Below are 12,384 nucleotides of genomic sequence, written 5' to 3'. Positions count from 1 at the left end.
GTTGCCTGGGGCTGATGCTAGCTGCGTGCGCCGCCCGATCTGAAGCAACAACGCGGCTCCACAAGCTCACGCGCCTGGCGCCTGCTCAGTCCTGCTGCTGCGGTTTCATGCCCGCCGCAAACCGCTTCCAGTTCTTCACATAACGCCCAGCGCCCGCACCAAAGCGCGCGACATCTTCATCGGTGAGTTGGCGCACGATCTTGCCCGGAGATCCAAGCACCATCGAACGCGGCGGGATGACCTTGTTTTCCGGAATCAGCGTGTTCGCCCCGATCAGGCATTCCTCGCCGATCTGCGCGCCATTGAGGATGATCGATCCGATACCAATCAGGCTGCCACGACCAATGGTGCAGCCATGCAGCATCACCATATGACCGATGGTGCAGTCTTCACCGATCGACAGCGGATAACCCGGATCGGTGTGCAGCACGCAGTTTTCCTGCACGTTTGACCGAGCGCCTACCCGCACCGCCTCATTGTCGCCGCGCAGAACACTGCCGAACCAGACGCTGGCATCCTCTTCGAGAATAACCTTGCCGATCAGAAATGCGTTGGGTGCCACCCAGTAGCGCCCTTCGCCCGGCGTTTCGACACGAACGCCATCAAGCTCGTAAAGGCCCATTACGCGATCAAGCCTGCTCAAGATCGACGTCGAGGATGGCCATCTGGAACTGATACGACGTCTCGCCGTCTTCTTCCTCGCGGAACAGCACCGCAATGAACTCGCCGTCGACGAAAACTTCGGCGCTGTCCTTCTTTTTGGGACGGGCGCGTACTTCAAGATTCTTGGAGCCGAACGTCTTGCGCAGATAAGACTGAAGCTGGGCTATTTCTTTGGGTTCCACTTTCTACCTCTCCTAGGCGCCGCAGCTCCATGCCGCCGCGAATTTTTACAGGCCGCCGAAATCATCGACCCAGGTCTGCTCCATTTCGAGCGCCGGCTCGGCGCTGCCCGATGAGCCGACGATCTTTGCGGGGACACCGGCCACGGTCACGTGCGGTGGCACTTCCTTCAGCACCACACTGCCAGCTGCAATGCGCGACCCGTCACCGACAACAATGTTGCCGAGCACCTTGGCGCCCGCTCCGATCAGCACACCCTCACCGATCTTGGGATGGCGATCGCCGGTTTCCTTGCCGCTGCCGCCCAGCGTGACGCCATGCAGGAACGAGCAGTTGTTGCCGACGCGCGCGGTCTCACCGACGACGATGCCGGTTGCGTGATCAAGCATGATGCCCTGACCGAAATCCGCCGCCGGATGGATATCGACCGCGAAGGTGCGCGATGACTGGCTTTGCAGAAACAGCGAGAAGTCGCGGCGTCCCTGGTTCCAGAGCGCATGCGCGAAACGATGCGTCGCCAGCGCATGGAAACCCTTCGAATACAGCAGCGGTTCGATGTAGCGGTTGCAGGCTGGGTCACGGTCGAACACCGCCGCCAGATCGGCGCGGAAGATGCCGCCGATTTCCGGCTCCGCTTGCAACAGGGACCGGAAGGTCTGATTGATCAGCACCGCATCGACATCGGAATGGTTGAGCCGCTGCGCCAGTCGGTGGCAGATTGCTTCCTCCAGCCGGTCGTGGCTAAGCAGCGTGGCATAGATGAAGCTGCCGAGAGCGGGTTCCGCCGCCATGGCGCTCTCTGCCTCGCGCAGAATTTCCGACCAGATGGGATCGTAGTTCAATGTCTTGCCGTCAGCCGCAGTCCGCATCGTCCTGGCTGCCATGTCGCGTTCCTCGCGCTGCTTTTGCGCATCGCCTTGCCGGGCCCGGAGCCATCAGCTCAATGGGGGTACAAACATGGCGCCGCCCCGTCAACGGCTTCTAAGGGTATAACCTTCCCAAGAATTTGATACGACCCTCCAGCATTCTCGCCACCCCTCCCATTCCCATTGAGACGACCTGACCCGTTGCGGCCAAATGCCGTTCATTGCTCTACTGCCGCCATCACACGAGGATTTCCCCCATGCCTGACACCCCTTGCGAAACTCCCTCTTTGCGTCTGGAGCGCGAGGGGCAGATCGGATTTGTCATCATCTCCAACCCGGCGCGCATGAACGCCTTCACCGCGGGTATGTGGGGCCAGGTTCCGGAGGTGATCGCCGAGGCGGAGGCCGATCCGGACATCCGCGTCATTGTTCTGCGCGGAGCGGGCGAGAAAGCCTTTTCGGCCGGCGCCGATATTTCCGAGTTCGAGAATGCCCGATCCGGCGCTTCGGCCGCCGCCTATGACGCACTCAACGACAATGCGTTCCTGGCGCTTTCGGGATGCAGCAAGCCGACGATCTCGATGATCCATGGGTTCTGCATGGGTGGCGGTCTGGCTGTCGCCCTGTGCACCGATATCCGTCTCGCCGATGAAGCGGCGCAGTTTGCCATTCCAGCGGCCAAGCTGGGGCTGGGCTACAACGCCCGCTGGATGCGTCCCCTGCTAGCTGCTGTGCCGCCAGCGCGGGCCAAGGAGATGCTGTTCACCGGGCGGCGCTTCAAGGTTGCAGAGGCCCATGCAATGGGACTGGTGAATACCGTGGTGTCGGCGGATGGCCTGGCTGAAACCACCCGCACGCTGGCGGCGGAAATTGCGGCCAACGCTCCGATGACCGTGCGCACCGCCAAGCGCACCATCGACGAGCTGACACGCAATCCGCAGACGCCGGATATCGCGACGCTCGACGCCATGGTCGACGCCTGCTTCAAGAGCGAAGACTACGCCGAGGGCCGTCTGGCATTTATGCAAAAGCGCAAGCCGCAATTCAAAGGGCGCTAACGCGCCATGTCTCCTGGTCGTAAGCGCAAACTATCGAGACGGACCTGACCCGATGAGCGCACCGGCGCGCTACGCCGCTTCCAGCTATGAATTACCGCCGCTGACCGACGGTGCCGCGCTGGAACTGACGTCCCTTGATGCGTCGGACGCCGAACGCCTCGGCGTCGTCTTCGCTGCGATGGACCCATGGCATTCGTACGGATATCCGGCCGCTCCGCTGCAAGCCATGATGACCGCCAACGAGCCCGGCATTCCGTGTTTCGCCATTCGCCTGGACGGCAACGTGGTTGGCGCCATCCTCATCCAGCCGCTGTGGTTGCGTGGACCCTATCTTCGGTTTCTGGCGCTCGAACCGGTTGCGCAAAATCGCGGTGTTGGCGGAGCACTGCTGGCGTGGCTTGAAAGTGAAGCGCGCGCGGCCGGCGAACGCAATCTTTGGGTGGTCGCTTCACAGATCAACACCGGCGGCATCCGTTTTTACGAGCGCGCCGGTTTCCATCAGGCTGCCGCGTTCGATGGCCTTGCCTATGATGACCGCGTTGAACTGCTGTTCCGCAAGCGGCTTGCCGACTGACGCTTAAGGCACATCAAACACGATGCGCCCGCGCACTTTGCCAGCCAGAATTTCCGGTGCCAGTTCGACGACATCAAGCAGCGGCCGCGTAACGGTCATTTCCGCCAGCTTGGCCACATCCAGATCCGTTGCCAGCCGCGCCCAGGCACGCACCCGCTGCGCACGCGGTGCCATCACGCTGTCGATTCCGGCCAGCGTCACGCCGCGCAGAATGAACGGCGCAACCGACGCCGGCAGATCGAGGCCGTGCGCAAGCCCCGTGGCCGCAACGCAGCCGCCGTAGGCCGTCATACTCAGCACGTTGGCCAGAGTGTGCGACCCGGCAACGTCGACGGCACCCGCCCAGCGCTCCTTGCTCAGCGGGCTTGCCGGTTCAGAAAGATCCGCGCGGGCGATGATTTCGCTGGCGCCGAGGCTGCGCAGATAATCCGCTTCCTCCGGCCGTCCCGTCGAGGCAATCACGCGGTAGCCCAACCTATGCAACAGCGCGACAGCGACACTGCCGACGCCACCCGCTGCGCCCGTCACCAGCACATCACCGCGATCGGGTGTGATGCCGTGATCTTCCAGCGCCAGAACGGACAGCATCGCCGTGTAGCCAGCAGTGCCGATCGCCATGGCTTGAGCGGTGGTGAACTGCGGCGGACATTTGATCAGCCATTCCGCCGGAACCCGCGCGCGTTGCGCATAGCCGCCCGGGCGCCGCTCGCCGCAACCCCAGCCGTTGAGGATGACCCTGTCGCCCGGCGCCAATCCACTGTCGTGTGACGCGATTACTTCGCCGGCGAAGTCAATGCCTGGCACGATCGGATAGCGCAGCAGTCCGGGAAAGCGCCCGGTCAGGATCAGTCCGTCCTTGTAGTTGATGGTTGAATGGGTAATCCGCACCGTCACGTCGCCATCACCCAGCGATGCATCGGAAACGGACTGCCAGTTCGCACTCACACCGCCTTCGCCACGCGTCGCAACCAGTGCAAAGCACTCATCCATCAATCTGCTCCTCAATTTCTTTTATCGCAGCGCATCAACAGTCGGCATTTTACGTCGGCACGCAACTCCGCCCGGTGATGCCGTTTGCACGCACCTCTAGCATCAGGAAACATCGCGCACATTCGGTCCATTGTACAAAGGTGTCACACAGCGTGTGACACGAAAGCGGATGTGGACGAGTTGTTGGCATCTTATGCAAATTGCACTGACGCACGCGCCGCAAAAACGATTTCGATTGGCAGCGATAAAAAGGGAACATACCCTTGCAACCGTAGCAGCGTGTTGTGCGTTCTAAGTTCCGCGTTGACCGGTGCTACAAATCGGGCGGATGGCATCCTTTGTTTGCTTTGTTTGAAGTTGCTCATGCCGCACGACAATTGGAGGCGACAATGGAACTGATGGTCCGATTAAATGTTCTTGCCGCTCTTCTTTCATTCGGCCTGATCGCTGCAATCGTTGTTGGCGTGGTGTAGCGATCCCTCATTTGACTGATGCGCTCTGGTTCCCCCGTCCTGGAGCGCTCTCCTAAAACAAAGGCGCGGAAGTCCCCTCCGCGCCTTTGCTTTGTCTGAAATCACCAAACGACTTTATTCGGCAGCCATTGCGGTGATGCTGATGCCCAGGCGCTCGGCAACGCCGCGCCCGTACGCCGGATCGGCCTTATAGAAGTGCTCGATCTGCCGCCGCGCGATTTCCTCCGGAACGTCCGTCATCGCTTCGGCGATGTTGTCCATCAAGCGGCCCTGCTCGTCAGCGCTCATCAGGCGGAACAGATCACCCGGCTGGCGATAGTCGTCATTGCCATCACGATGGTTGTAGCGGTCGGCATTGCCCGAGATGTGCAACGGCGGTTCGGCAAAGCGCGCATCCTCCTTTGCACCGCCAAATGAGTTCGGCTCATAGTATGCATCCTGCGCGCCGGTCTGCTGGCCGAAGAAGCGCATGGAGCCATCCTTGTTGTAGTGGTGCATCGGGCATTTCGGTGCATTCACAGGCAGATGCTCATAGTGCGTGCCGATGCGATAGCGGTGCGCATCCGCATACGCGAAGATGCGAGCCTGCAGCATCTTGTCCGGCGAGAAGCCGATGCCGGGCACGATGTTCTTGGGCGCGAATGCGGCCTGTTCGATCTCGTTGAAGTAGTTTTCCGGATTGCGATTGAGCTCCATCACGCCAACCTCAATCAGCGGATAGTCAGCGTGCGGCCACACCTTTGTGAGATCGAACGGATTGTACCAGTGCTTGCCGACATCAGCTTCCGGCATCACCTGCACATAGAGCTTCCACTGCGGGAAATCGCCCGCTTCGATCGCACTGAAAAGATCCGCCTGATATGACTCGCGGTTCTTGCCGATGATCGTTTCGGCTTCGCGGTTGGTGTGGTTCTTGATGCCCTGCTGGCCCTTGAAGTGGAACTTCACCCAGAACCGTTCACCGGCATCGTTGATGAACGAGTAGGTATGCGAGCCGAAACCGTGCATGAAGCGCGGGCTCTGCGGGATGCCGCGATCCGACATCAGGATCGTCACCTGATGCAGGCTCTCCGGCGACAGCGACCAGAAATCCCACATCGCGGTGGGCGAGCGCATGTTGGTTTTCGGATGCCGCTTCTGCGTGTGGATGAAGTCGGGAAACTTGTAGGGATCGCGCACGAAGAACACCGGCGTGTTGTTGCCGACCAGATCCCAGTTGCCCTCGCCGGTATAAAACTTCAGCGCGAAACCGCGCACGTCACGCTCATGATCGGCGGCGCCCTGCTCGCCAGCGACGGTCGAGAAGCGCGCCAGCATTTCGGTCTTCTTGCCAACGGCCGAGAAAATGTCCGCCTTGGAATATTGCGTGATGTCGCTCGTGACGGTGAAGGTGCCGTATGCGCCCCACCCTTTCGCGTGCACCGTGCGCTCCGGCACGCGCTCACGGTTCTGATGCGCGAGCTTCTCGACGAGCTGATAGTCCTGAATCAGCAGCGGCCCCAGCGGGCCTGCAGTCATTGAATTTTGGTTGTCGGCAATCGGCGCGCCGGCGGTCGTGGTGAGAACGTTATGTGGAGTTTTGGTGTCGGTCATCATTAGCTCCCGGATGGCTGAGGGAAGCGCCAAGGAGCCCGCCGAGACCTGCCAAGTAAAATCGTCTTTCCTGCTGCAACCGATAAGTTTCACTAATCGGCCAACGAACTGCGCAGCGAAGTGTCAGCGCACCACACGCAGGCGGCTGCGCATATCCTGACAGCGATCCTCATAAGCGCATTCAGATGGCCCGTGATGCGACCTCTGCGGCGTTGCATCGGGCGTAATCCACGCGGCCACGACACCAACAAAAACGCGCATCAGCAAATTCATCGCCGCTCTCTGCCGGTTGGATTGCAAGGGCGTGCCGGGTTGGAACGCATCGCCCACCCCATAAGATCCCGAACCTCCACCGCCGCAGCGCCAACCGTCAGCGCTCCGGCCGGCTGTGGTTCTCGATCAATCACTGCCGGGTGACGCCGGATTGACCACATTGGCGTCCTCCACCTTGTCGACGCTGCGTCCCGGCGCTGGCTTTGGTGTCCGCTTGCCGGAACCGCAGACAACTTCGCAGGGAATGCCATCCTTGTCGCGATCAAGATTCGTATAGCCGCATACGGAATATTGATAACGGGCTTCGGCGCAGCTCGACATCTCGCGGCAGTACTTTTTCTGGCAATCGAAGGCCAGCGCTACCGCGGCCGAAGCCAAGCCCCATAGGGCGGCCACCACCAGCCGCAATGCTAACAGCACCACTCCGCCCGCATCCGCAGTCCGCGTTGCCATAATATCCTGCCACCCCGGCAAGTATTGATTGCCGACCGGTGCAAAGCATATCAAGCACCGCCCGGCCCTGTTATGCTCTCCATGCCACAATCTGGATTTGCGCTTAATGCCGCTCGATCAAGCCCTGCTCCGCCGTGCCCTCGTTACGCTGGCAGCACTGGCTGCCTATCGCCTAGCGGCCCATCTGCCCCTCAGCGGTGTCGATGTCGCGCTGCTGGCGCGCATGTCCGGCACAGCCGCCTCAATCGATGCAGCCTCCTTTGTCGCCATCGGCATCATGCCGCTGGTGTCGGCGCTGGTGCTGATCGAAACCGCCAAGCTCGCATTCCCATCATTGATGCGCTGGCAGCACGCCACACCTGAAAACGGGGCGACCCTGGCGCGCATGGGCATCATTCTGGCGCTGGCACTCGCGCTTGCTCAGGCGGTCGGGCTGACGCTGGCGCTTGAAGACATCAGCGGATTGGTGCTTGAGCCGGGTGCGGGCTTCAGGTTCACCGCAATCGCGACACTGGTATCCGGCACCGTTCTCGCCATCGCGCTCGCGTCAATCATTGACCGCGCGGGCCTCGGCTTCGGCGTCTGGTTTCTATTCCTGCTGCCGACATTGCTGGAACTGCCGAAGGCCTATGCCACGCAAATCAATCTGGTGTTGTTGGGGCACTATCCAACGCTGGCGTTTTTGATCGGCGTTGCGTTTGTCGTGCTGGTCGCTGCTGGCTTTGTTGCCATCATGTTGGCCGGGCGCACCGCCACGCCGCCTCCCGCCGCCGCCAGGGCGACGATCGAAACCTGTATCTGGACGCCTCTGCTGGCCAGTATCTGGCTGCCCTATGGGCTGGTAGCGTTGGGCTGGATATTGAGCGGTGGCCGCGCCGACGCCACCAGCTTTGCCGCCCCGCCCGTGCTGCAGATCGTTTTCATGATGGTGCTGATGCTCGGCTTGATCGCCGCTGGCTACACCCGCAGCTTCGCGCGCGCTGACATTGCGACGCCCGTGCCGCCCGTCGTAGTCGCCCTCGCCGTCTTTGCTGTGTTTGGCGGCGGAATGTTGCTGCAGCGGTTTGCTGTTGCCGTCCCGTTTGACCGCAGCCCGCTCGTCATCGCCGTTGCGATAGCTGCTGCCATCGCCATTACGGCGGGGTTGGTCGATCGCGCGCGCAAGGCCGCCGACGCGTGAGCCATGCTGAAAAGCAAAAACGCCGGAGCTTGTACCCCGGCGGCCCCGTTTTCATGGTGATCGTTACGATTGCGCGCGCCGCTCAGAAGCCGTCTTCGGGCCGGAACAGGTAGCTGGCGCGCAGCATGACCGATGAAATATCTGCGCCGCCCGTGATAGCCGCCTCGGTGCCGATCGGAATGCCGATCAGACACAGGTCGCACGATCCCGCAGTGCTCAGGTTCAGGTGCACATACTGATATTCGAGGCCGACGATAAAGCTCGGCCACCAGGCATATTCAACGCCCGCACCAAGGCTCCAGCCGTCGACGAACTCATCGGTTTTGAATGTCTTGTAAGCGCCACCGGTGCCGACACCCGCAACCGACAGCGAGGCATTGCCACCGACCCAACCGCCTTTGATGAACACCATCGTGCGGTCGAACGTGTAGCCAAGGCGCGGCTCGATGCTCAGCAGCCAATCGATGTCGGTCTTGAAAGTGTCGGTTGCAGGGAAGGACGGGCTGGCGGTCGATTGCGACAGGCCGGTACCAACGAATCCAATTTCGAGGCCGAATATCCAGTAGCCCATCTGCAGGTTAGCACCACCCATGATGCCGCCGGCAACGCCACCGGGCGAGAACGAAGCTTCCTGCCCTGCCGCGCCCGGCAGAACGAATTCCGTGTAATGCTGTGCCCAGCCGATGTCGCCCCAGGTGCCGCCGAATTTTCCGCCGACGTAGAAGCCGCTCCAGTCGGTGACGTATTGGGAATCGGTCCACACTGCGCCGGGTATGTAGCCATCGGCATTTGCCGGTGTGTGCGTTGCGGTGCTAGCCAGGATCGCCGTCAGAGCAGCGACTGAAAGTGATGCGCGACCCAAGCGGCGGATGTCCCGGCGCATCGGCTGAACCAAAGTCCACAGCGTGTCCATCACGTCTCCACCGATTGTTCAGTGCGGGAACCTACCCTTAATCTGAGTCGCGCTTTGTTCGCATCGCGCCCCGCCAAGACGAGTTCTGAAACTCACCCTGATCCGATGAGGCCGATCCCATGAAATCATCAGAAGTCGACATCCTCATCGTGCCCGGCTGGCTCGATTCCGGTCCTGGGCACTGGCAGACCCGCTGGGAGAAAAATCTCAAAACTGCGCAACGCATCCAGCAGCCGGACTGGAAGACGCCCGACCGCGACGCGTGGGTGAAAAGCATCGTCGCCGCCGTCGAGCAGACAGAGCGCCCGGCTATACTGGTCGCGCACAGTTTGGGTGTGATTGCAGTGGCTTATGCCGCGGCACAGCTGCCTGCAGGGCGTGTGGCCGGCGCCTTTCTGGTGGCGCCCGCCGACGTCGACAATTCCACCGACTGGCCGGAAAACAATGGCCACAAATGGCCCGCCGACAATTTCGGCTTTGCGCCGGTGCCGACCGAGCCGCTCGGCTTCCCGGCGCTGGTACTGGCGGCCAACGACGACCCCTATTGCACACAGGCGCGGGCGGAAGCGATGGCCGCTGCCTGGGGCGCGAAATTTGTGGATGTGGGGCAGGCCGGCCACATCGCCGAGGAGCACGGCTTCGGTCCCTGGCCGGACGGCCTGCTCAAGTTCGGCAAATTCCTGGCCGACCTAAAGTCTTAATTGTGCACTGAGCATATCGGCGAGCTCCGGATGGATGAACGCCCGCCTTCCAAGCTAATGACCGCACAGAGCACAAGCGGAATGCCCTGTGCGGCCAGCAGGTTCAGCCCTAGCGGCTGCCTTCGATATCAGTGACGGCCTGAGCCAGAAACTCGGACATCTTGGCCCGGATATCCTGATCGTCAATGCTCACGCCAGCGTCGGCGAAGTCCTTGTGAAGCTTACGAAAAACGTCATCGTCGCCCTTTTCCTGGAGGTCGGCGCGGACGATCGAACGGGCATAATCGGCAACGCCATCGGCAGAGATGCCCAGCTTTTCGGCCGCCCATTCCGCCAGCAGCTTGTTGCGACGGGCTTCCGCCTTGAACTTAAGATCTTGATCCAGCGCGAATTTTTTCTCGTAACCCTTCTCGCGCTCGTCGAAAGTCGTCATCAAAGTTCTCCATCACAAAAGGACGCCGCAAAACCTCGCGGCAGGGGGAAAGGTTGCATCCACCGATACAGAATCAGCCCCTTACGCCGGGCTAACCCCAGTTATTCCACGGTCGGGGCATCTGTTTAGCGACACTTAGACCTTTCCCATCCTGAAGATTGTTTCCGAGGGCGGCTTCGGCTAGTGTCAGCCCCGGGTGACCGACCGTGCCAGCCATCACTCAAATGCGGCACCTGCAGACCTTATATTCTGTAGTTTCAACAACTTGGAGCCTGCCCAGGGGTCGCTCGCATCCGTGCAGGACACGTAATTCAAGTCAAAGGACACAGTCTCGATGAACAGGCGTCGTCGCATCTATGAGGGCAAGGCAAAGGTGCTCTACGAAGGGCCCGAACCCGGCACGCTCATTCAGCACTTCAAGGACGATGCCACCGCGTTCAACGCGCAGAAGCATGCGCTGATCGATGGCAAGGGCGTACTCAACAATCGCATCTCCGAATACATCTTCCTGCGTCTGGGAGAGATCGGTGTGCCGACGCATTTTATGCGCCGTCTGAACATGCGCGAGCAGTTGATCCGCGAAGTCGAGATCGTTCCGCTTGAGGTCGTCGTACGCAACGTTGCAGCAGGTTCGCTTGCAACGCGCCTCGGCCTTGAGGAAGGCACGCAGCTGCCGCGTTCGATCATCGAGTTCTACTACAAGGACGACGCGCTCGGCGATCCGATGGTTTCCGAAGAGCACATCACAGCATTCGGCTGGGCTGCTCCGCAGGAAATCGACGAGATCATGCAGCTCGCGCTGCGCATCAACGACTTCCTCGTCGGTCTGTTCCTCGGCATCGGCATCCGCCTCGTCGACTTCAAGGTCGAGTTCGGACGCCTGTGGGAAAACGACCAGATGCGGATCGTGCTCGCCGACGAGATCAGCCCCGACTGTTGTCGCCTGTGGGACATCGCCACGTCCAACAAGCTCGACAAGGATCGCTTCCGTCGCGATCTTGGCGGCCTGCTGGAAGCCTATCAGGAAGTTGCCCGCCGCCTCGGCGTGTTCACCGACAACCGCCCGGTAAAGGGTCTTGGTCCCGTGCTCGTGGCCTCGAACCCGTCGGCCAACGGCAAGCCAAACTGATCGTTTGTGCTTACGGTAAATAGGGTGTAGCGAACGGCTCTACGGGGCGCTCGCTCCCCTCTTCCACCCGATGCATGCGGCCTCAAGCGCGTGTCACCACCACTATTTGCCCGGGACGGTTATGAAAGCTCGCATTCGCATTACTCTGAAAAACGGTGTCCTCGATCCGCAGGGCAAAGCGATCCAGAATGCGCTCTCTGCGCTCGGCATCACCGGCGTCGATGATGTGCGGCAGGGCAAGTACATCGAAGTACAGCTTGCCAACACCAGCGAAGAGCAGGCGCGCGAAACGGTCGAGCGCATGTGCCGTGACCTGCTCGCCAACTCCGTCATTGAAAATTACGCTTACGAACTGGCGCCCTGACAATGATGCGATCGCCCTGGATGGCAGCAATGCAATCTGGCGCCGCCTCCGTTGCCGCCCTCTTCCTCGCAGCGCTGCCTGATACCGGCGGCGCCGTTGCGCAGGATGCTTCGAAGCCACCTCAGATTGACTGCGCCAGCGGTTTTGACACGCTGCGCATCGCCGCCTTCAATATTGCTGGTGCTGCTGGCTCGGCCGAAGAAGATGGCTTCGAGGTCGTGCGCATCAATTCGCCCGCCGGACAAACGCCGCCCTGGCGCGCTGAACTCGGTTTCACCACGCCCTGGCATCCGGCGCACCCGGCCGTGACCCTGCGGACGCTGCGCCTGCAGGTGACCGGCGTCTGGACCGCTGACAGCAAGGTCTGTGGTTACAGCGGCGCTGACAAGACTGCCGCTCTTGCCGCCGAGATGAAAGCGGGCGACAAGGCGCTAACCGACGCATCGCGTGACGAGGTTGAGAAGCGTAATAGTCAGCGATCACCGCTTCAGTCGCCGCACTAGCGGCTGCTATAGATCGCGCTTCGTGCCCCGAACGCCGA

At 61.1% G+C, this 12,384-nt stretch carries 16 protein-coding genes; 8 read left to right on the top strand and 8 right to left on the bottom strand.

The genetic code is table 11. From position 1 onward, the window contains the following. Positions 1 to 85: 85 nt before the first annotated feature. From C6Y62_RS09315 to cysE, 3 genes are read right to left on the bottom strand one after another with little or no spacing between them, the layout of a single operon-like run. Positions 86 to 622 carry a gamma carbonic anhydrase family protein gene (locus C6Y62_RS09315; RefSeq protein WP_173953700.1) on the bottom strand — a complete coding sequence of 179 codons (537 nt, stop codon included), beginning with the start codon at positions 620 to 622 and terminating at the stop codon, positions 86 to 88. 7 nt (positions 623 to 629) lie between these two features. Beyond that, complete coding sequence (locus C6Y62_RS09310) at positions 630 to 845, bottom strand: DUF3126 family protein (RefSeq protein ID WP_173953699.1); 216 nt, start codon at positions 843 to 845, stop codon at positions 630 to 632. A gap of 45 nt (positions 846 to 890) precedes the next feature. After that, positions 891 to 1,727, bottom strand: coding sequence for a serine O-acetyltransferase (gene cysE / locus C6Y62_RS09305; RefSeq protein ID WP_173953698.1), 837 nt, complete (start codon positions 1,725 to 1,727; stop codon positions 891 to 893). Positions 1,728 to 1,966: 239 nt separating this feature from the next. Between cysE and C6Y62_RS09300 the strand changes: the two genes are divergently transcribed. Together C6Y62_RS09300 and C6Y62_RS09295 are read left to right on the top strand one after the other, a co-directional pair. Further along, complete coding sequence (locus tag C6Y62_RS09300) at positions 1,967 to 2,767, top strand: enoyl-CoA hydratase (protein ID WP_173953697.1); 801 nt, start codon at positions 1,967 to 1,969, stop codon at positions 2,765 to 2,767. A gap of 52 nt (positions 2,768 to 2,819) precedes the next feature. Continuing rightward, the gene (locus C6Y62_RS09295) at positions 2,820 to 3,341 is read left to right on the top strand and encodes a GNAT family N-acetyltransferase (RefSeq protein ID WP_173953696.1); all 522 of its coding nucleotides are present in this window, start codon (positions 2,820 to 2,822) and stop codon (positions 3,339 to 3,341) included. 3 nt (positions 3,342 to 3,344) lie between these two features. On the opposite strand, the gene acuI is transcribed toward C6Y62_RS09295, so the two are convergent. Continuing rightward, positions 3,345 to 4,331: an acrylyl-CoA reductase (NADPH) gene (acuI, locus tag C6Y62_RS09290; RefSeq protein WP_173953695.1), complete on the bottom strand. Its 987-nt coding sequence runs from the start codon at positions 4,329 to 4,331 to the stop codon at positions 3,345 to 3,347. 284 nt (positions 4,332 to 4,615) lie between these two features. Here acuI and C6Y62_RS09285 point away from each other — a divergent pair, with 284 nt between their 5' ends. Beyond that, a complete protein-coding gene (locus C6Y62_RS09285; protein ID WP_173953694.1) occupies positions 4,616 to 4,804 on the top strand; it encodes a hypothetical protein in 189 nt (62 codons plus the stop codon). A 114-nt stretch (positions 4,805 to 4,918) separates the two neighbouring features. Here C6Y62_RS09285 and C6Y62_RS09280 read toward each other — a convergent pair whose 3' ends face one another. Together C6Y62_RS09280 and C6Y62_RS09275 are read right to left on the bottom strand one after the other, a co-directional pair. Then, positions 4,919 to 6,397: a catalase gene (locus tag C6Y62_RS09280; protein WP_173953693.1), complete on the bottom strand. Its 1,479-nt coding sequence runs from the start codon at positions 6,395 to 6,397 to the stop codon at positions 4,919 to 4,921. A gap of 399 nt (positions 6,398 to 6,796) precedes the next feature. Then, positions 6,797 to 7,123 (bottom strand): excalibur calcium-binding domain-containing protein, encoded by a 327-nt coding sequence (locus C6Y62_RS09275; RefSeq protein WP_173953692.1) that lies wholly within the window; start codon positions 7,121 to 7,123, stop codon positions 6,797 to 6,799. A gap of 106 nt (positions 7,124 to 7,229) precedes the next feature. Here C6Y62_RS09275 and C6Y62_RS09270 point away from each other — a divergent pair, with 106 nt between their 5' ends. After that, a complete protein-coding gene (locus C6Y62_RS09270; RefSeq protein WP_173953691.1) occupies positions 7,230 to 8,303 on the top strand; it encodes a hypothetical protein in 1,074 nt (357 codons plus the stop codon). 82 nt (positions 8,304 to 8,385) lie between these two features. On the opposite strand, the gene C6Y62_RS09265 is transcribed toward C6Y62_RS09270, so the two are convergent. Next, entirely contained in the window at positions 8,386 to 9,216 is an 831-nt protein-coding gene (locus C6Y62_RS09265; RefSeq protein ID WP_173953690.1) for an outer membrane protein, read from the bottom strand. Positions 9,217 to 9,335: 119 nt separating this feature from the next. Here C6Y62_RS09265 and C6Y62_RS09260 point away from each other — a divergent pair, with 119 nt between their 5' ends. Beyond that, positions 9,336 to 9,917, top strand: coding sequence for an RBBP9/YdeN family alpha/beta hydrolase (locus tag C6Y62_RS09260; RefSeq protein ID WP_173953689.1), 582 nt, complete (start codon positions 9,336 to 9,338; stop codon positions 9,915 to 9,917). Positions 9,918 to 10,026: 109 nt separating this feature from the next. Here C6Y62_RS09260 and C6Y62_RS09255 read toward each other — a convergent pair whose 3' ends face one another. Continuing rightward, entirely contained in the window at positions 10,027 to 10,350 is a 324-nt protein-coding gene (locus C6Y62_RS09255) for a DUF1476 domain-containing protein (protein WP_068462507.1), read from the bottom strand. Positions 10,351 to 10,684: 334 nt separating this feature from the next. On the opposite strand from C6Y62_RS09255, the gene purC reads away from it, so the two are divergent. From purC to C6Y62_RS09240, 3 genes are all read left to right on the top strand, one after another. Beyond that, complete coding sequence (purC, locus tag C6Y62_RS09250) at positions 10,685 to 11,479, top strand: phosphoribosylaminoimidazolesuccinocarboxamide synthase (protein WP_173953688.1); 795 nt, start codon at positions 10,685 to 10,687, stop codon at positions 11,477 to 11,479. 121 nt (positions 11,480 to 11,600) lie between these two features. Beyond that, positions 11,601 to 11,843 carry a phosphoribosylformylglycinamidine synthase subunit PurS gene (gene purS / locus C6Y62_RS09245; RefSeq protein ID WP_068462512.1) on the top strand — a complete coding sequence of 81 codons (243 nt, stop codon included), beginning with the start codon at positions 11,601 to 11,603 and terminating at the stop codon, positions 11,841 to 11,843. A 29-nt stretch (positions 11,844 to 11,872) separates the two neighbouring features. Then, on the top strand, positions 11,873 to 12,346 hold the full coding sequence (locus tag C6Y62_RS09240; protein ID WP_173953687.1) for a hypothetical protein: 474 nt from the start codon (positions 11,873 to 11,875) through the stop codon (positions 12,344 to 12,346). Positions 12,347 to 12,384: the final 38 nt, after the last annotated feature.

Origin of the sequence: Hyphomicrobium sulfonivorans, from assembly GCF_013306565.1 — a bacterium.
In the GTDB taxonomy this organism is placed as follows: domain Bacteria; phylum Pseudomonadota; class Alphaproteobacteria; order Rhizobiales; family Hyphomicrobiaceae; genus Hyphomicrobium_A; species Hyphomicrobium_A sulfonivorans.
This window is presented reverse-complemented; position numbering and strand designations above follow the sequence as displayed.

Coding starts and splice junctions, on each gene's coding strand:
- C6Y62_RS09315 (WP_173953700.1), bottom strand. CDS start 622: ATGGGCCTTTACGAGCTTGATGGCGTTCGTGTCGAAACGCCGGGCGAA.
- cysE (WP_173953698.1), bottom strand. CDS start 1,727: ATGGCAGCCAGGACGATGCGGACTGCGGCTGACGGCAAGACATTGAAC.
- C6Y62_RS09300 (WP_173953697.1), top strand. CDS start 1,967: ATGCCTGACACCCCTTGCGAAACTCCCTCTTTGCGTCTGGAGCGCGAG.
- C6Y62_RS09295 (WP_173953696.1), top strand. CDS start 2,820: ATGAGCGCACCGGCGCGCTACGCCGCTTCCAGCTATGAATTACCGCCG.
- acuI (WP_173953695.1), bottom strand. CDS start 4,331: ATGGATGAGTGCTTTGCACTGGTTGCGACGCGTGGCGAAGGCGGTGTG.
- C6Y62_RS09280 (WP_173953693.1), bottom strand. CDS start 6,397: ATGACCGACACCAAAACTCCACATAACGTTCTCACCACGACCGCCGGC.
- C6Y62_RS09275 (WP_173953692.1), bottom strand. CDS start 7,123: ATGGCAACGCGGACTGCGGATGCGGGCGGAGTGGTGCTGTTAGCATTG.
- C6Y62_RS09270 (WP_173953691.1), top strand. CDS start 7,230: ATGCCGCTCGATCAAGCCCTGCTCCGCCGTGCCCTCGTTACGCTGGCA.
- C6Y62_RS09265 (WP_173953690.1), bottom strand. CDS start 9,216: ATGGACACGCTGTGGACTTTGGTTCAGCCGATGCGCCGGGACATCCGC.
- C6Y62_RS09260 (WP_173953689.1), top strand. CDS start 9,336: ATGAAATCATCAGAAGTCGACATCCTCATCGTGCCCGGCTGGCTCGAT.
- C6Y62_RS09255 (WP_068462507.1), bottom strand. CDS start 10,350: ATGACGACTTTCGACGAGCGCGAGAAGGGTTACGAGAAAAAATTCGCG.
- purC (WP_173953688.1), top strand. CDS start 10,685: ATGAACAGGCGTCGTCGCATCTATGAGGGCAAGGCAAAGGTGCTCTAC.
- purS (WP_068462512.1), top strand. CDS start 11,601: ATGAAAGCTCGCATTCGCATTACTCTGAAAAACGGTGTCCTCGATCCG.
- C6Y62_RS09240 (WP_173953687.1), top strand. CDS start 11,873: ATGCAATCTGGCGCCGCCTCCGTTGCCGCCCTCTTCCTCGCAGCGCTG.